The organism is Leptothoe sp. LEGE 181152, from assembly GCF_032906605.1.
GTDB classification, from domain to species: domain Bacteria; phylum Cyanobacteriota; class Cyanobacteriia; order Phormidesmidales; family Phormidesmidaceae; genus Leptothoe; species Leptothoe turfae.
Genome location: NZ_JASATU010000054.1, coordinates 1 through 16,927 on the forward strand (window position 1 = coordinate 1; position 16,927 = coordinate 16,927).

The 16,927-nt window shown below is 43.9% G+C and carries 14 protein-coding genes and 1 pseudogene; 10 read left to right on the forward strand and 5 right to left on the reverse strand.

From position 1 onward, the window contains the following. Positions 1-145: 145 nt before the first annotated feature. The 6 genes and pseudogenes from QGP82_RS25410 to QGP82_RS25435 all read left to right on the forward strand — a co-directional run. Positions 146-550: pseudogene (locus QGP82_RS25410) on the forward strand (DUF2262 domain-containing protein); the annotation flags it as partial. A gap of 90 nt (positions 551-640) precedes the next feature. Next, positions 641-1,264, forward strand: a complete 624-nt coding sequence (locus tag QGP82_RS25415) for a hypothetical protein (protein WP_499061412.1) — start codon at positions 641-643, stop codon at positions 1,262-1,264. Between the two features lie 840 nt (positions 1,265-2,104). Then, positions 2,105-3,820, forward strand: a complete 1,716-nt coding sequence (locus QGP82_RS25420; RefSeq protein WP_499061413.1) for a tyrosinase family protein — start codon at positions 2,105-2,107, stop codon at positions 3,818-3,820. Between the two features lie 185 nt (positions 3,821-4,005). Beyond that, positions 4,006-5,172 (forward strand): phosphatidylserine decarboxylase, encoded by a 1,167-nt coding sequence (locus tag QGP82_RS25425; RefSeq protein WP_163671479.1) that lies wholly within the window; start codon positions 4,006-4,008, stop codon positions 5,170-5,172. A gap of 73 nt (positions 5,173-5,245) precedes the next feature. Next, positions 5,246-7,720 carry a multicopper oxidase domain-containing protein gene (locus QGP82_RS25430; protein ID WP_499061414.1) on the forward strand — a complete coding sequence of 825 codons (2,475 nt, stop codon included), beginning with the start codon at positions 5,246-5,248 and terminating at the stop codon, positions 7,718-7,720. A gap of 244 nt (positions 7,721-7,964) precedes the next feature. Beyond that, on the forward strand, positions 7,965-8,342 hold the full coding sequence (locus tag QGP82_RS25435; RefSeq protein ID WP_163700454.1) for a PH domain-containing protein: 378 nt from the start codon (positions 7,965-7,967) through the stop codon (positions 8,340-8,342). A gap of 157 nt (positions 8,343-8,499) precedes the next feature. On the opposite strand, the gene QGP82_RS25440 is transcribed toward QGP82_RS25435, so the two are convergent. Then, positions 8,500-8,739 (reverse strand): hypothetical protein, encoded by a 240-nt coding sequence (locus QGP82_RS25440; RefSeq protein WP_163700457.1) that lies wholly within the window; start codon positions 8,737-8,739, stop codon positions 8,500-8,502. 805 nt (positions 8,740-9,544) lie between these two features. Between QGP82_RS25440 and QGP82_RS25445 the strand changes: the two genes are divergently transcribed. Next, positions 9,545-10,093 carry a DUF3267 domain-containing protein gene (locus QGP82_RS25445; protein ID WP_163671475.1) on the forward strand — a complete coding sequence of 183 codons (549 nt, stop codon included), beginning with the start codon at positions 9,545-9,547 and terminating at the stop codon, positions 10,091-10,093. Positions 10,094-10,471: 378 nt separating this feature from the next. Next, positions 10,472-11,014, forward strand: a complete 543-nt coding sequence (locus QGP82_RS25450) for a hypothetical protein (protein WP_250565249.1) — start codon at positions 10,472-10,474, stop codon at positions 11,012-11,014. Here QGP82_RS25450 and QGP82_RS25455 read toward each other — a convergent pair. Then, the gene (locus QGP82_RS25455; RefSeq protein ID WP_163671473.1) at positions 10,974-12,167 is read right to left on the reverse strand and encodes a DNA cytosine methyltransferase; all 1,194 of its coding nucleotides are present in this window, start codon (positions 12,165-12,167) and stop codon (positions 10,974-10,976) included. The two genes, QGP82_RS25450 and QGP82_RS25455, sit on opposite strands and share 41 nt — an antisense overlap. A gap of 82 nt (positions 12,168-12,249) precedes the next feature. On the opposite strand from QGP82_RS25455, the gene QGP82_RS25460 reads away from it, so the two are divergent. Both QGP82_RS25460 and QGP82_RS25465 read left to right on the forward strand, forming a co-directional pair. Continuing rightward, positions 12,250-12,474, forward strand: coding sequence for a helix-turn-helix domain-containing protein (locus QGP82_RS25460; RefSeq protein WP_163671472.1), 225 nt, complete (start codon positions 12,250-12,252; stop codon positions 12,472-12,474). 306 nt (positions 12,475-12,780) lie between these two features. Beyond that, the gene (locus tag QGP82_RS25465) at positions 12,781-14,349 is read left to right on the forward strand and encodes a S10 family peptidase (RefSeq protein WP_499061415.1); all 1,569 of its coding nucleotides are present in this window, start codon (positions 12,781-12,783) and stop codon (positions 14,347-14,349) included. Between the two features lie 28 nt (positions 14,350-14,377). Here the strand turns inward: QGP82_RS25465 and QGP82_RS25470 are convergent, their stop codons facing one another. The 3 genes from QGP82_RS25470 to QGP82_RS25480 form a co-directional block, all read right to left on the reverse strand. Next, the gene (locus QGP82_RS25470; RefSeq protein WP_499061416.1) at positions 14,378-14,533 is read right to left on the reverse strand and encodes a hypothetical protein; all 156 of its coding nucleotides are present in this window, start codon (positions 14,531-14,533) and stop codon (positions 14,378-14,380) included. 161 nt (positions 14,534-14,694) lie between these two features. Beyond that, the gene (locus QGP82_RS25475; protein WP_499061417.1) at positions 14,695-15,618 is read right to left on the reverse strand and encodes a hypothetical protein; all 924 of its coding nucleotides are present in this window, start codon (positions 15,616-15,618) and stop codon (positions 14,695-14,697) included. A 145-nt stretch (positions 15,619-15,763) separates the two neighbouring features. Next, positions 15,764-16,660, reverse strand: a complete 897-nt coding sequence (locus QGP82_RS25480; protein WP_499061418.1) for a hypothetical protein — start codon at positions 16,658-16,660, stop codon at positions 15,764-15,766. Positions 16,661-16,927: the final 267 nt, after the last annotated feature.

The following is a 16,927-nucleotide window of genomic DNA, read 5'->3' on the forward strand; positions in this document are numbered from 1 at the left end:
CTTTGGTAGATTGACGGTATCATAGGTCGTGATAGGTTGTGTTCGTAAAACTAGCCTATCTTTTTTTATCTACCCATTCTTAACTACTGAATTTATGGGCCTTGCAGCAGTTGTGTAACCCCGTCAGCATCAAGACAAGCGATTTGGCACTCTTACGTTCGATCGACAGGTAAGCTGGTATTCCGGCAATGTGAAATGGCATGGTGAAGTCGTCGACTTGAATGTGAACGTTGAAGAAGCTGACGAACTCATTCCCGCACTCCATGTCGCCTACGCGCTCTGGGATGCCGAATCAGCTTGGAGTAAACGAGTCAGCGACTATGCTGTTGAAAAACTCTTGCCACTGAAGAACAACAACTGGCTTAGCGATGAAGAAATGGAATTATCACCAGAGAAATTCAAGAAGAAAATGACTTTGCAGTCTATCTCTGTCTATCCGGATGGCGAATTTGAATTCTGGCACGACGATGGTGATTTATTCTGGGGGCACTCAATCCAGATATCGGGCAACCTGACCGATGGGCTAACCCATGCCGACATTCCCGGATAGTCACATAAGACAGACGTTAGGTGTCTTGAGTTACTGGTTAAGATGTAGCATAAAATAGCTCTTCAGAGCCTAGTGATAGGTCATCTTGGTATGCGAAGGATACGAGATATTGAGATTACTGCTCAAGGAGTGAAAAGTTACTTCATCGACTGGGAAGAGGGATTTTTTACAGGCAACTGTTGCCAGGGAATTGAGTTAATAGAGACTGAGCAAGGACTGACATTTACGCTTGATGTACCTGGAACTTTGCGAGTCGCTTGTACTTCGCTCGAAATCTTGCAGCACCCGGACGGGAAAGAGATTGTTCAACCTTGGTTTAGCTCTACTGATTTTTCTGCTTATGCTATATTGCAGAGATTACCAACCCCGGAAGATTGGATGAATCACTTTCACGAACAAGGTTGGGATGTAGTTTGGCGTTATTACCATAGTAATGAACAAGCATTGGATCGAGTCCCAAATGATTACACAGGATGGTTCCTTCAGCTTCGTTCTCGCTTAGATGAAAATCCACAAGGTTTATTTTTTAAGCACTGTCAGTTAGAAGGAGAGAAATTTTCACTGAGCTTGTATAATGATGCCCCTGCCATACAAAGGTTGTGGGTTGAGGCAGGAAAGTATGTTGCAAATTTCCCAAAAGTATCGGTTTGGTGCGGCAACACTATTATGAACCAAACAGAGTGGCTTGCCCATCTCGCGCAATTCGACACCTAATATAGGATCTGAGGTGGACGCGGACGCTTATTCACTGGGCGTCGTTCGGTATTTTAGCCGCGCCGCTAAGTTCGAACATGTTAGGCAATGTCGGAAGTTCCACAAAATAGTCGGACCTGAGAGCAGTGTTCTCCTTGAGCGCAACAAAGCCGTCTATATCGAGATACCTAAAGTCGCCTGCACGAGCCTAAAATCGCGATCGCACCGCTTGTGGGTGTCGACCCCAGAGCCATCATCGCTTCTACTGCGAAATACCCGGCAACAGCGATGCGGGTCGGCTTAACTGGCACATCCGTTGAACCCTCAACCAATGCTAATGCAAACTCACTATTCTGTTCCCGTCACCCGAGGAGCATATTCTATGGTGTTAGTGCCTTAGCAAGAGACAATCAAAGCATCTGGCATTGAACCAGCCAAAAATATAAATCGTTTGCTTGTAGCATGGATCGACTTATATATAATAGGCATAGATACACACAATCCAACAAGCGTCATCCGTAAACGTTTATACGCGAGTAGAGTGTCTCTTTGCAAGGAATACTACAAATACAAATTTTGCCTTAATTGGCTTAAAGGGGCGGTGATCAAAGCTCAAGATAGCTTTATCGCCCCTTTTTTGTTGATGCTCGTTATGAATATTTGTTTCAAAAAGAACTCGAAATCGTCGCTCTCTGAATAAATTTACAATAATTTATCGTACTACATCCGGCAAAGCCGATAAAATTCGTCTATGCGGACGAAATCACCCTCCATTATGGATGGATAGAATTTTCACAACGTAAAGTGCTGCTTTTCGACAATAGCCTTTGTAATGTATTTTACATGGAGTTGAATCGATCTATGCACAATGATTACCCAACTCGTTATTCTGTGCGTGAGCTAGAACGATTACATGCTCGTGGTAATAAAAAGCCGCTTGAGGATTTGATGCGTGCCTGGAAAGGTATCAAAGAACTTCCCCCGGATGACCTGGACTCATTTTTTCGGATTGGGGGATATCATGGTGAACCCTTTATTTATCGACCTTGGGTTGATAAATTATCAGAAATCGATACTTATGTTTACTGGGGTGGATATTGTAATCATGGCAATGTTTTGTTTCCCACATGGCATCGAGTCTATGTCTATCGTCTAGAACAAGCGTTACAACGTATTGTTCCAGGCGTAATGATGGCGTACTGGGACGAAACTAGCGTAGAATCTCTGGCTGAGGGCATCCCCCATTCCCTTACTGATGAGAAGTTTACTTTTAGCGATGATGACTATAACGGAGAGTTAAAAGGTAAAACCATTGATAACCCTCTTCGCTCATTTGTTTTGCCTGTTGCAGTCTCTGATGAAATGAATGTCCCTAGTCAAGGAGATATCAATCATCAGTATGCAAAACCCAAAGGCTATGAAACAGTTCGCTATCCGTTATCTGGCCTAGTGGGGACGCCAGAAGCTCGGCAGGCTACTAAAGCCCACAATGATCAGTATCCTGATCCAATCGGTCGGACCCAAAAACTCAACGAAAATGTAATCCAGTGGCTAATCGGAAAACCCCCGACAGAAGTAACTCAAATGCCACCTGGGCAGCTTCCAAAAAAGTTGGATGATGAGCCACAACCAGCAGAGGAATTTAGCATTTTTCTCAGGTATCTCAGATGTTTGGATGCTCCAAACTATACTGTTTTTTCCAACACGACATCCGCGGCGGCATGGAATCATGGTTCAGAACAGGCAGATATTGCGATTCCATTAGAAGATCCCCATAACGATGTTCATCTTGCTGTGGGAGGCTTTGATCTAATCATTGAGGGAAAAGAAGATCAAGATGGAATATTAACAGGCGCAAATGGTGACATGGGCGAAAATAATACGGCTGCCCTAGATCCAATTTTCTTCTTCCATCACTGCAATGTTGATCGTATGTTTTGGGTATGGCAAAAGAAACAACAGCAACAGCAAAAACTTGAAGTTATTGCCCAGTATTCTGGCACTAGTTCAACCGATTCACAGGGACCGACGCCTGGTTTTGCTCCGAATTCCAGCCTTGATCTGAACTCGCCGCTTCACCCATTTACTAAGACTATAGATGGTATGGAGGTTCCGTATACATCTGAAGACTGCATTGATATTGAAAACCAGCTTAACTTTACCTACAGTATTGGGTCGCTTGATCCAGATGGTGAAGAGATGTTTCAAGCAGAGAAAGCAAGCTATGACGATCGGTTTAGCTCAAAAACGTTGGTGGTTACAAAAATTGACCGGGCCCTATTTCAGGGGTCGTTTGTCTTAAGAGCCTATGCAGAAGTTGGAGACGAGACCTACTACCTGGGGCACCATTCTGTTCTCAGTCGTCGGAATGTGGTGAAGTGTGCCAATTGCCTGACCCACTTGGAAGTGAATGCGTTTTTCCCCTTGAGCAATGTCCCGGCAGAAATTGTGGATAGTGGGCCAATGAACTCTGCAGAAGCTACAGATAGTGATCCCATTCACTATAAAGTACAAATTCATCATCGGGGTGAAAAGTTACATCCGAACTTGGACATTGCCTTCCATATAAAAGGCTAGTGACTTTTGCAAACTAGAATTCAGGGTAAATCTATTCAGGGTTTACCCGAATTAACTTGTGATGCGGAAAGATCGCTTATGGTGCTCTTTCTTCTAGCCTTTGAAATACTTCTGAAGTATTGTTCAGTTTCCTGCGTAAATCTCACACTTACTTATTGCAATTTCTTAATAAGGAGATACCTCTCATGAGTGCCGTTTATCCCCCACTGACTGAGAAGATGAAGCAGTTGATTGCTGAGTTGCGAGATATTGTTAGTAATCCTGTTGTAGAGGCAGCCTATAATGATGCGATCGCTAATGTGACTCCCCTCATTGAACCCACTGGAGAAAGGAACCCGTGGATTGGTCAAACTATTGATTACTTTGTTGAATATTTTGAGCAATGGTTTACTTTCTTACCACAGCCGAATGGTGGGCTTGGCAAGATTGTTCCCTTTACCTATTTTTATCGGAATAATGAAACCGCATTTTTCTTTCTCAATCAGTTGAAAAGTCGAAGGAAAAACGCACCGTATACTACTGAAATATTTAACTGGACGGTAAAGTTTATTCTTGCTCGTGGAGAGTTTATGGACTCTCCAGAATCTAAGCAGTACATCAAAGAATGGGAAGCGGCCCCCGCCACCCAAATACAGGACTTTATTATCCCAAAAGGTGGATATCAGTCTTTTAATCAGTTCTTTACAAGGGAATTAAATCCTGAGGTAAATGCTCGTCCGATTGCAGCATATGACGATGATTCCATATTAGTGGCTCCGGCTGATTCAGAAATCAATTTCATAGAGTCTGACTTGACCTTGACCACTGATCTTCGGGTTAAGACCAGAGAAATCAACGTTTTCGAACTTCTAAACAAGTCTCAATACGCTCAACATTTTGTTGGAGGAACTGCGGTTTCATGTGTATTGATGCCCAATAACTATCATCGATTTCACTCTCCTGTGGCTGGCAATATTGTTGAGTCGATGGATGTCCCTGGTATTTACAATGGCATTACGGATGGTGAACATTGGTTTAATCACTTCAACGTGGGTGAAAGCACAACGAATTTCAGTATTTTTGAAGATTTTCATCGCGCTTATTACATTATTGAAACCAAGAAATATGGTTATGTTGCATTAATCCCCGTGGGGTTAAATACCATTAGTAGTATTAGTGCATCACTTGTCAACAATCAATCCACAATGGTCCCTCCTGACGCCTGTCCAGTAGCTGTTAAGAAAGGAGATGAGTTAGGGCACTTTGCCTATGGTGGCTCCCTGAATATTCTACTGTTTCAGTCCGGTGTATTTAATGCAATTTCGGTATTGATGGGACAGCGGTTAGGAAGTTTATCGTCGGTTAGCAACTGACAATTACGATGCATCTCTAACAACAAGCACAAGCCTTTCAATTAAAGCAATGAAACATTTGCCTAGAGTTTTAATGACTCTCTTTTCGGTAGGCGTATTTTGCTTATGCCTGAATAATCCTGCATGGGCAACTACTGAGAGTAGTCCGTCATCCCAGTATTACAAACAGCCCTTAACGGCTCCTGCCCAAATCCAAACAAAACCGGGTGAAACAGGAATTGAAGCCACCATTTCAGTGGACTATAACATTCCAAATAATGCAGGTTATAAACCTGGTCATTCCTCTCTCAATCCTCGTTCTATCATTGGTCCAGATGTGGTTTCCCTACGGAACTATACAATTCTGGATGTGGCTCAAGGAGAATTCACGGTTGCAAACCTGAAAAGTAAAATTCCAATCCTCAATAATAAAAAAACGTGGGTTACTGATTTGATTGGACCAACCCTTCGCGTCAAACCTGGAGATACTATCACCCTGCATCTGATCAATAACTTGCCTGATGATAGAGAGGCTGGCTATAAGCAATGGCTAGACCAAGGCTATCGGCAAATCAGCAAGAATCATCCTGAGATTACCTTTAATGAATATCGCCAATATCATACTCGCCAAGATTATTTTGATGAGGGAAATGTGTCATGTATTGGTAATGGTTTAGTGTCCAATGCCTCCTGTAACATGACGAATTTTCATACCCATGGTCTTCATGATTCACCGATGACTGTGCCAAAGATGAAGGCAGAATTAGCGGCTATAGGGCAAGCCCCTGACACCATTCCAGAGGAACTGAAATACTGGATTGGTGATGACGTGATTGATAGCCTGTTACCAGGAGGCAATCAATGGGATATCAAGATTAAAGTGCCACAGGAGCATCCGGCTGGAACATTCTGGTACCATCCCCACCAACATGGGACCACATCGGTGGATTTGGCCAGTGGCCTAGAAGGGGCCATCATCATTGATGATATCGGTCCAGAAATCCCTAATTTTAATCCGGATCAAATGGAGAAGAACGATGGGAAGAAGGTTAAATCGTTAGATGCCATTCTGGCCGATGCAGGAATTCATGATCGCCTCCTTATGTTTCAGCACCTGCCCTATGAGGCCCCTGATGGGAAAAGTGCTTGTATAACAACAACTCCTTGTGAAGTCGGTTGGGCCGAAAATGGAGCACAGGATGCCAACTTTGCAGGGCAAACCTTTACGGGGTATACGTTGGTGAATGGCCAAACCTATCCGTTAATTGAGATGGCTGCTGGTGAGATTGAACGGTGGCGTCTGATTAACGGAGGAGTAGCAGAACCACTTTCCCTATCTATTGTTCAATTAAGCACAAAAGGCATTGGTAGCCTAACAGGTACGCTTGATGCTCTGGTTGCACCTAATCGCCTTCCTTTTCTGACCAATACCAATACTAATCAGGTTGTTATTGGAACCGGGGCAACTACAGCAGATACATGGTTAGCCGATACCCGTAACTTTACGCCTCGCCAGGAAGATACAGGAATTAGCAGCTTACCGCTAAATATTATTGCCTATGATGGCATCACCACGGGGCAGATTGAGCGTCACACCACCTGTCCCGGTATTAGTGGGAGTTCCTATGCAAACTGCGTGACGATGGGGCCGGGAAATCGTGTGGATGCGCTAGTTCAATTTCCTACTCAAGGAACGTATTTGGTGCTCAAAAGCCCTAATTATAAGTATTTGAGCAATGCTGTTGCCGCCAGCACGGAAGACATTGCGGCAATTATAACGGTGCAGGGCCGAAACACCGATCAAGTGCTACCGCCAGAGAGTGAACTTCTGGCCTATGCCAATTATCAGTACTATCCACCTGCCCCCAAAATGGCTACTGTATCTCCAACCGCTAAGTATGAAGGACACTTTATTTTCTTCCCGGCTGCAAAAACAGGGCCTGCTCCAACACATCCAGATGAGACACAATACATTAACAATATTACCTTTGGCTTTGCCTTTAGTTGTACCGATGAGAGCAGGGACAAGAATAAGTGGTGCATGGCGACTGACTTTTCATCAGCGTCTGAACTCGAGTTTGATACCCCTGAAAAGGGGCTAGATTATGAGATCTTTACGGAAGATATGAGGCCGATTGTACTGACGAAAGAAGCATTGGGAGAATGGACCCTGAAGGTGGATGATAATGGTACGATTCAATCCGCCCATCCATTTCATATTCATACCAATCCATTTTATTTGAAGGAGATCAAAACCTGTGAGAAGGCTGTAACCACCATTAAAACGCTCAAAAACACTGCAGCCACCTATCAAAACACCTACGCAGATTGCACATCGACAACTCCTAATCGCTGGCAAGATACCCTACTGGTACAACCCAATCAGATTTCGACATTCCGCTATCAGCCTTTAGATTACGAGGGATCGTTTGTGTTTCACTGCCACTTTGTCGATCACGAAGATAATGGCATGATGCGTTGGGTCAAGGTCTGCGGTAAGGATAATACCCAATGTATTGAACAAGAAAAGTATGGGCTTTTGCCCGACTTTACTCCAGATGATCTGTAGGCTTGTTATTTGGATTAAATCTGTTGCTACAACTTTGTGGCTTTCACAATTTAGGAGTAGGTTTGTTTTGTTTTATACAGGTCGTGTCATGTTGGGTTGTAATAAATATAATCAAAATAGACTGTAAAATTATGCTCATTAACGTGCTGCGACGTACCATCGCTAATAACGGCAATATATCCCGCAAAAATCAATGACTGCCCATTTACACTGTCTATGCACATCAAGTAGAGAAAATTGAACTATGCTAGATGCCATTTTTGACAATGCTTCTGAAGCTGATTTAGGACTATTAGAACAAGAGCTTAGTAAAATACTTTTGAATGGCGAGAAAATCATTAAAGGTTTCAAATTGATGCGAGACTTCTTTGTTTTTACAGAGCATCGCTTGATCCTTGTCGATGTTCAAGGACTGACAGGTAAAAAGAAGGAGTATCACTCGCTACCCTATAAATCTATTACCCATTTTGCAGTGGAGACTGCTGGTGGTTTTGATCGAGATGCTGAAATGAAGATTTGGATTTCAGGTGAGTCATATCCCATTGAGCGAGAGTTCAAACGTAGTGAAGGAAAGATCTTTGAAGTTCAGAAAATTTTGGCACACTATGTATTGATGAATTAGTCAACCGATCAGGAAAGTTAGCAAGCGTAGCGTGACTAAAGCATCACCTCCTTCTATCCTTCTCTCTCTCTGCAAATAGATTCTTGAGAACGCACCATGTTCATGAATTCCTTGAAGGGTGTGGCGATCGCACTTGAGCAGATGCGATCGCATAGCCCTAGCTAATCTTCACCTTTTTGGTCAAAATCGCCATTACCTCATTGGGTCGCCCGGTGGGTAACGGACGGCTCCAGTCGTTGGGCTCGGTGTAGTTGAGCTTATGCAGTAGTTTGATGGTGGTTTGCACAAAGGTCAAACTACCCAGCAGCAGATGCCGTCCGGTTTCATAGGAGGATTCTGGCAGTGGGGCAGGCTGACGGGTGAGCGCATCTGCGCCCTGGGTTGGGTCTTGAAACATGGTTCTGGTTCTCCAGAGAAACGACAAGGAAAGCCAGAACCTAATCTCTCAGCCCCCGCGATGCATGGCAAATCGCAGGGGTTGAGGCATAATAAGCCCAGCCCAAGGATTGCAAGGTAATCCGCGGGTTAGCCATCGGTTAGGTGTCGTCAGCACCTGCCGATGGTGCCGAATTATTAGGTTCTAGTAGAACAGCTGCACCAACAGCGCAGCATTGGGTAACTGTAGAACGGGCCTAAGGCTTTCGTCAAGCAGGCTGTAATAGGCTGTATTACTCTGTTATCAAGGCGCTCAGGGCATACTTTTGATCTGGAAAATGCTCATTTCACTGGTTTAACTGTCAAAAATGGCAGATATTGAACCCATCGATCAAGGATGTTCGAGATGACGTAGCCCCGCAAGCAATACATGTATCATATGTTACGCATTTTTGTGGGCGTCTACAGTGCTTGACTGGTAGATAGAATGAAATTATCCATCTATCCACCTAATATGGGCGTACTATATGGACAGTTTTCAGTCTATCTGCCTAATTTGGGTGGATAGACTGCGAGCTTGCAATATAGTATGCCGATAAGGAGAGATAGACTGAAAAAGTAGATCTAATAAAGAGTTAGCGTACTTATATTTAGGGCTAGGATACAATTGAAAAATTACTTATTGATATTTAAGTAAGGAAGCCCAATTAAAGGTAAGACAGTGTAGGTTAAGTGGAGCACAGTGAAACCAAACGCCTACAGAGGTTACTCTATCGCTAACCCATACTACATTTGAATCAGCCTAGCTACTTAGCTACGGAAAAGGCATGAAAAAAGATATTTCGGTTTCAATGAGCCAAGGTAACAATTATGCCGTAATTGCTGCTTTGCCACCTATAATAATCCTGTCTGGAATCTATATATGGATATGGGGATGGCAGCAATTTTTCATTGGAATTAGTATTTTTTTAAGGCATCCTCTTCTTTGCCTTATAGGGATTGTTGCAGGAACTATTTTACATGAATCAATTCATGGATTAACTTGGAAGTTCTTTGGGAATAAGCCATCAAGCGCAATCAAATATGGTGTTAAGTGGAAAGCATTAGCGCCATACGCCCATTGCAAAGAGCCGATGGATGTAAGAGCTTATAAACTAGGAGTGGCTATGCCTGGTGTACTATTAGGTCTAGTACCTGCAATTTTAGGAATCTTGACAAGTAATAGTTTGTTTCTAACCTTTGGCTTATTGTTTACAATGGCAGCGGGTGGAGATATTGTAATATTGTGGCTATTAAGAGAAGTTGAAACTGGGATGTATGTTGAGGATCATCCGACGCGAATTGGCTGTTATGTTATCAGTTCAAATCGCCAGTAGTTGTTCGTATAAATTGTTACGCTCTTTGTCGCCATGCTCAGCACTACTATTACCAACAAGAGAAAATCTACCGGAAGAAATTATCGGTATTCTGGAGCCATGCTTCACAGCATTGCGTTTGATTTTGACAATCGTTCAACATTAGACCAGATCCTTCGACTATACAAAAAGGGTAGGGCTGACTTTTCGGACTACTTGATTGGAGCAGCATTGCGGTAGATGGGCTGCACAGAAACCGACAGCTTTGATAACGAGCTGAAAAGCGAGAAAGGATTTCATTGTCTGCACTAGCAACAGCTAGCTAACTTCACCTTATACAGCGCAGCTCTACGCAGAATGTCATCTTCTTACGTATACTTTTCCTCAATGTGCAGCATTATGAGGACTATTCGTGTGCCGATAATCCAAGCTCAGGAAGCTTACTCGTTTTATAGAGCATTTATCCTTGAGTACAGTCGAAACAAAGCAGAGATTTATGAGCGATATGGTTTTTCCCTGCAAGGTAGCGTAGGCTCAAAAGATTGGGAGGTATTTGCCGCGATTTTGCTGAATGACAGGGCAAGAAGGGGGGATGGCGCAGATTTAGAAAACTATGAGGTTAAGTCTGCTACCACTGGAAGTAGTTTTGAATACCAGTATCACCGGAATCACGGATTAGACAAACTAACCGATGATAAGAATGTAGACCATATTTTTGTTTCAAGAAGCAAAGATTATATGGATGTTGAGGTTTGGGTAGTTGAGCGTACAGATATGACTTCCACATTTGACAAATGGTTACCCGAACTTCTTCAAAACTATGAAACAGCTGGGCGGCAAAGATTCCGTAGATCTGTAACCTACGGTTTTGTAAGGAGTCAGGGGAACTTACTTTTAGAGATTAGGACTGGAGAGTTAACGTATTCTCTTGAAACGACTTAGCTAAAGGATTCAGGATCCTTTCTGCGATCCAAGCAATAACAGGTACACAAACAGCATCACCAAACCCTGTTAACGCCTGGTTAAGCTGTGGTGGCAGAGGGTAACTATCTGGAACTCCCTGTAATCTGGCATATTCTCGAGGTGTCATTAAGCGCATGCGGATAGAACTATGTCCTACTCTGACTAGCATTTGCCGACTACTACCACCTCTGGCAGTTCTTAGGCAGCCTGCAAGACCATCTTTTCTAACTTCTGCCCTTTGTTGACCCTGACGAACTCGCCTGTACATTGAACAATATGAATAGGATGATAAATCCTGTAATTTTTTTAGATACTTAAGATTAACGGGCGACATCATCTCTAGATGGCGTTTAACTTCGTTGTTAGACCACCAACGCTGATCTTTTTCTGGCAAGTCTTCTACCACGAAACTCAAGTCACATTCAGTTCTATCTGGTAGTGTTGGAACGTCCAAAAAATGCCAGCAAAGATCAAGATTTCCCATTACAGCTTTTTCAAGTGCCGATGTTTTTAATGAGGAGGAGCGCTGTGAAAACATAAATATATTTTGATTAGCTTCAGAAATTTGCACACCAATCACAAAAACTCTTGGTCTACTTTGAGGCACAAAATGAGCTGCATCAATTGTAAAAACATCACAGGCATAACCCAATCGATTCAGTTCTTGGACTGTAATTCGGAAGTCTTCTCCTTGATTTGAAGTAAGCCAACCAGCTACATTTTCAAGCATTACCAGCTTAGGCTTATTTACTTGATTATCCAGAAGCTGAGTGAAGCCCCAAAAAGCACTGGAATGCTCTCCATCAATGCCCTTTAAGTTACCTGCTAAGGACAGATCGATACAAGGGAATGAGGCTGTTGCTAGCAGAGTACTCGGAACATCGGTCGAACTAATAGAGAAAATATCTTGCACTTTATAATGCGCGCTTGCATCTTTAAAGTGAGCAGAATACATCTCGAATTTGCTAGGTGACCAATCATTTGAGAACAGGACATTCCAACCTGCTTGCTCCAAGCCTAGTCTGACCAAGCCAATTCCCGCAAAATATTCTGCACAGCTAAGATTAGCGTATGAACTTGTCAGTTCACTCACGTGAGTTAGAGCCTTGTTTTTCGTTATTGAAAAGGGCATAGTGCTTACGGTGGTGACGAAATAAGTTCATAGCTATTGGTATGAAAGCTTAGCAAACTCATTCCAGTAGGTCAATTGACATATGAAACGATTTGGGGAAAAGCTTTACCAGTTAAGGATTCGGCAGAGTTTGACACTGGCTGAATTGGGAAATTTACTGGAGGTTCACAATACATATGTATCGCAAATGGAGAAAGGGCGTAAGGTTCCTAATGCTGAAATGATTCTTAAAATAGCTGATACTTTTGGTATAACGACTGACCACTTAATGCGTGACGAATTAGAATTGCCGGAAGAACAATGCTGAAGCGCATGTATACAATCCTAATGCACCCGACTATTGAAAGGTCTTTCTAAGAAGTTAATACGCTCTGTAGCAGGTGATTGGGAACTTATACTTTGCTGTGCTTTTGGCTACTCCAAAATGAATTGGGGGAAGAAAATTCCATGAGTTATAAATACTGATTTTCTAATGATGACAGCAGAGCAATTCAGCCACTTGAAGACTACTTCGGTGATGATGATGGGTTCTTCTTTTAGGTAAGCTCTTGTCTCAATCTTCGGTACGGCGGATGATAGGTACTGCTTTGTCGCGTGCACCAGCCCCGAAAATATGATTGGGGTCGGGGAGCGCGCCGAATACTCCCCCGCGATCGCACTAAACCTCAGCATCACCATGTCGACTCAAGATCACGCTGCCCCCGACCCCAAGACAACTCCAGAAGCCGGAAAATCCCCAGAAAAAAAAGAAAAAAAACGCCAACTCCTCGGTATCGAGCCCGTAGAAAAACAGCATGAATTAACACTGCCCGATAAAACCCTGGAATACACCACCCATGCAGGCTCGATTCCCCTCAAGGATGAATTTGGCGAAACCGAAGCCGAGATTTTCTTCACGGCCTACACCCTCACCAAAGCGAGTGTCCCTCGACCGCTGATTTTTGTCTTTAATGGCGGTCCGGGCTCTTCATCGGTGTGGCTGCACCTGGGTGCCATCGGCCCCCAGCACGTGGTAATGACACACGATGGCTTTCAGCCGCCCCCACCCTATCGCCTGCAAGCCAATGCCTCCACCTGGCTCGATCGGGCCGATTTGGTCTTTATCGATCCGGTAGGCACGGGCTTTAGCCGAGCCATCGACAAAGACAAGGATAAAAAATTCTGGAGCTTTCAAGGCGATATTCACTCTGTTGGCGAATTTATTCGTTTGTATTTAACGCGCTATCAACGCTGGACGTCACCGCTCTATTTAGCTGGAGAAAGCTATGGCACCACCCGTGCCGCAGGCCTCGCCAGTCATTTGATCGATCTTGGCATTAGCTTCAATGGTATTGTCCTAATCTCTAATGCGATGGATCTGCGGCCAGTCTTTTTCGGACGCAGTGACGATTTGCCCTTCTCACTATTTGTCCCCACCTATACAGCCGCCGCCTGGTATCACAAAAAACTCGCCCCCGAACTCCAACAGCGATCGCTAACGGATATCTTAGCGGAAGTCGAAACCTGGTCAGAGCGCGAGCTCACCCTCGCCCTAATGCAGGGTGATCGCTTGTCAGAGAGCGATCGGCAAACCATTGCTACCACCCTCGCCCACTATATTGGTGTGGATGTGGACTTTGTGCTGGGCTCGAATTTACGGATCGATATTTCCCGATTTTGTAAGGAATTACTCCGCACTGAAAAACGCAGTATCGGCCGCTTTGACGTGCGCTACACAGGTATTGAAGCCCTCGCGGTTACCGAGCGCCCCGACTTCGATCCGACTGTTTACGCCATCCAACCGCCGTTTACGACCACATTTAATGACTACGTGCGTCGCAACCTCGGCATCGAAACCGATCTCAACTATGAGGTCATCAGTTGGGCTGTCAATAAAGCCTGGCAATGGGAAAATGGAGAACTACCCACCACGGCGGCGGCCCTGCGGGAAGCGATCGCAAAAAACCCTTTTATGAAAGTCTTTGTTGCCCAGGGCTATTACGATTTAGCCACACCCCATTTGGCAACGGACTATACCCTGGCTCATATGAACCTTGACCCAACGCTCCGGGATAATATTCAAGTCAAATGCTACGAAGCCGGTCACATGTTTTACCTCGATGAAAGTTGTTTGGCAGCTTTCAAAGCCGATGTCGATCGCTTCTTGGCCGCAAGCTGGGGGCAGTCAGAAGGGAGCCTCTAAAGATAACATCTCCCTCAATTTAGGTGTTTCAGATGGGTAGATGGGTAGAATCGAGATACCCAAAGTCGTCTGCATGAGCATAAAAGTCGCGATCGCACCGCTTGTGGGTGTCGACCCCAGAGGTCATCATCGCTTCTACTGTGAAATACCCGGCAACAGCAATGCGGATCGGCTTAACTGGCACATCTGTTGAACCCTCAACCAATGCTAATGCAAACTCGCTATTCTGTTCTCGTTACCCGAGGAGCATCTTCTATGGTGTTAGTGCCTTAGCAAGAGACAATCAAAGCATCTGACCTGAAACCAGCCAAGAATATAAATCATTTTCATGTAGTATGGTTCGACTTATCTATCATTAGCATAGATATACACAATCCAACGAGCGTCATCCGTTTGGTCAACGATGACCCCGCTGTAGTACATAAAGTCACACTGATATTCGGTGTACTGTTCAGCGATATCTGGCTGCCACCAATGTGGCAACCTCGACGACCACTGACTTTTGGCAATCTCACTAATGCCAGTTGTTCTTCGAAAACAGCCATTTTCAGACTGGAGCCAATTAGCCACATCCCCTGAAGCTGCCTCAAAGCGGATTAATGTCCTTAACCAGTCAATATGTTTTACACTAAACGAATTCACTAAACGAAGATTAGTAAAACTGTCTGGTAATTCAGTTTTAAGGGAGCCGTGAATTCTTGATTTTGCTCCAACCCGTGCTGCTAACTCTGGAAATACTGTATAGATAATAAACAAGCCATAAATTGTAACCATGGCTATGATAAATGGGATTATTGCCCATCTTGATGGGCGAGCATTATCACGTCTCGGATGTTTACGCCAAAGTCCCACCTGTCCCAGGACACCAGAGTGGTAACCCAGGGCTGTAATTAACATGACACCCATGCTAATCAATAGAAGCCAAATATTGAAGATGAAACTACTTACACCCACATCACCTATTCCAGGAAGAGAGTAGTTCAACAAAGGTAATGCCAGAAAGCCGTCTAAGAGCAATATGGTAGAAAATGTCAAACCTATAATCGCAGTTAGGTAGACTGCGGTTACCAAGGGTGTAGTTGGTAAACTCGTAAAGATACTGAGTAAGATTAAAAGAACTATTAACGGTAAGGCAGGTAGCACAACAGAAATAAATAGCACACTGTCATTTTTATCAACCATTGCCCTGAGTGTGAGCATGACAGAGATTATGATGATCAGTGTAACTGCAACTCTAAGGCTAAAACGCGCTACCTTTTTCGCTTGCATGGGATGGGCCTCTTAATAACTGTTTTGATTTACAATGATGCATGCCTAGTACAAAATTACCTATCTCTCAATGGTAGGCTATCACCCTCGCTACACTAACAACTGTTCTCTCTACTCTTTTATCGTGCTTGTAGTATGACTAAACTTATATATAGTAGGCATAGATATACACAATCCAACGAGCGTTATCCGTTTGGTCAACGATGAGCGAACTGTAGTCCATAAAGTCACACTCATATTCGGTGTACTGTTTAGCGATATCTGGCTGCCACCAATGTGGCAACCTCGATGACCACTGACTTTTAACAATCTCACTAATGTCAGTTGTTCGTTGAAAACAGCTATTTTCAGACTGGAGCCAATTAGCCACATCCCCTGAAGCCGCATCGAAGCGGATCAATGAGGTTGGTGAGTCAAAAGCCTTTGCATTAAAGTCATTCACTAAACGAAGGTTAGTGGCACTATCTGGTAATGGCGTATTGAGTACACTGTTAATCCTTGCTCGTTTTCCAATGTGTGCAGGCACCTCTGGCAGCGCGACATAGAAGAAAGAAACACCATAGTTAATTATCATGCCTATGATGAATGCAACAATTGCCCATGGCGACAGTTGCGCATTGGCTCTATTAAGCGACTGCCCCCAAACTGTTTTCCTTAACACAACGGCACGGTAGCTCATCGATACAATGACCATGGCACCCGTTACCATCGGCAAAAGCAAAAGACCCAAAATCAACCAACCTAGTCTTCCCAATGGCAGAGGCAATGCCAAAAAGACATCTAGAATAATAAGTGTGAAAAGTGTTTGACTGATAATTGCAGCCGGATACGTTATCCTCATCAGCGGTGTAGTGGGTAACCTGGCAAAGATACTCAGTAAGAGTAAAAAACTCGTTAACGGGACAACAGGGAGTATAACAACAATAAATAGCGCGTAGCCTTCTTTGCCAGTAGCTACCCCAAACTTGAAAATTCCCAGGGCTATGCCCATCACTAAAATCGCCAGCCAGAGGCTGAAATGGGCTATCTTTCTCCTTTGCATCCAGGGGACCTCTTATATTTATTTATTGTTTTAATTCCAAAAATGTCAGGTGACACTGTCGGTTGACACTGTCAGCAGTTCCCCTATTTATAGGCTAGACAAACCATCGACTTTTGGTAAATCATTTGAGTCCATGTTGTGTACCTAAATTTAGGCCAAATAAAAGGCACGATGCTCAATGCCGAATCGCTGAACGTATTGCCAAAAGAGGAAAGGTGATGAACCCTTGAAAAACAAACCATCGTTTTTAAGGTGCATCACAATGGA

What these genes read in the sequence shown, in the direction of transcription:
- QGP82_RS25415 (WP_499061412.1), top strand. Translation starts at nt 641, where the DNA reads ATGCGAAGGATACGAGATATTGAGATTACTGCTCAAGGAGTGAAAAGT.
- QGP82_RS25420 (WP_499061413.1), top strand. Translation starts at nt 2,105, where the DNA reads ATGCACAATGATTACCCAACTCGTTATTCTGTGCGTGAGCTAGAACGA.
- QGP82_RS25425 (WP_163671479.1), top strand. Translation starts at nt 4,006, where the DNA reads ATGAGTGCCGTTTATCCCCCACTGACTGAGAAGATGAAGCAGTTGATT.
- QGP82_RS25430 (WP_499061414.1), top strand. Translation starts at nt 5,246, where the DNA reads ATGACTCTCTTTTCGGTAGGCGTATTTTGCTTATGCCTGAATAATCCT.
- QGP82_RS25435 (WP_163700454.1), top strand. Translation starts at nt 7,965, where the DNA reads ATGCTAGATGCCATTTTTGACAATGCTTCTGAAGCTGATTTAGGACTA.
- QGP82_RS25440 (WP_163700457.1), bottom strand. Translation starts at nt 8,739, where the DNA reads ATGTTTCAAGACCCAACCCAGGGCGCAGATGCGCTCACCCGTCAGCCT.
- QGP82_RS25445 (WP_163671475.1), top strand. Translation starts at nt 9,545, where the DNA reads ATGAAAAAAGATATTTCGGTTTCAATGAGCCAAGGTAACAATTATGCC.
- QGP82_RS25450 (WP_250565249.1), top strand. Translation starts at nt 10,472, where the DNA reads ATGAGGACTATTCGTGTGCCGATAATCCAAGCTCAGGAAGCTTACTCG.
- QGP82_RS25455 (WP_163671473.1), bottom strand. Translation starts at nt 12,167, where the DNA reads ATGCCCTTTTCAATAACGAAAAACAAGGCTCTAACTCACGTGAGTGAA.
- QGP82_RS25460 (WP_163671472.1), top strand. Translation starts at nt 12,250, where the DNA reads ATGAAACGATTTGGGGAAAAGCTTTACCAGTTAAGGATTCGGCAGAGT.
- QGP82_RS25465 (WP_499061415.1), top strand. Translation starts at nt 12,781, where the DNA reads ATGATTGGGGTCGGGGAGCGCGCCGAATACTCCCCCGCGATCGCACTA.
- QGP82_RS25475 (WP_499061417.1), bottom strand. Translation starts at nt 15,618, where the DNA reads ATGCAAGCGAAAAAGGTAGCGCGTTTTAGCCTTAGAGTTGCAGTTACA.
- QGP82_RS25480 (WP_499061418.1), bottom strand. Translation starts at nt 16,660, where the DNA reads ATGCAAAGGAGAAAGATAGCCCATTTCAGCCTCTGGCTGGCGATTTTA.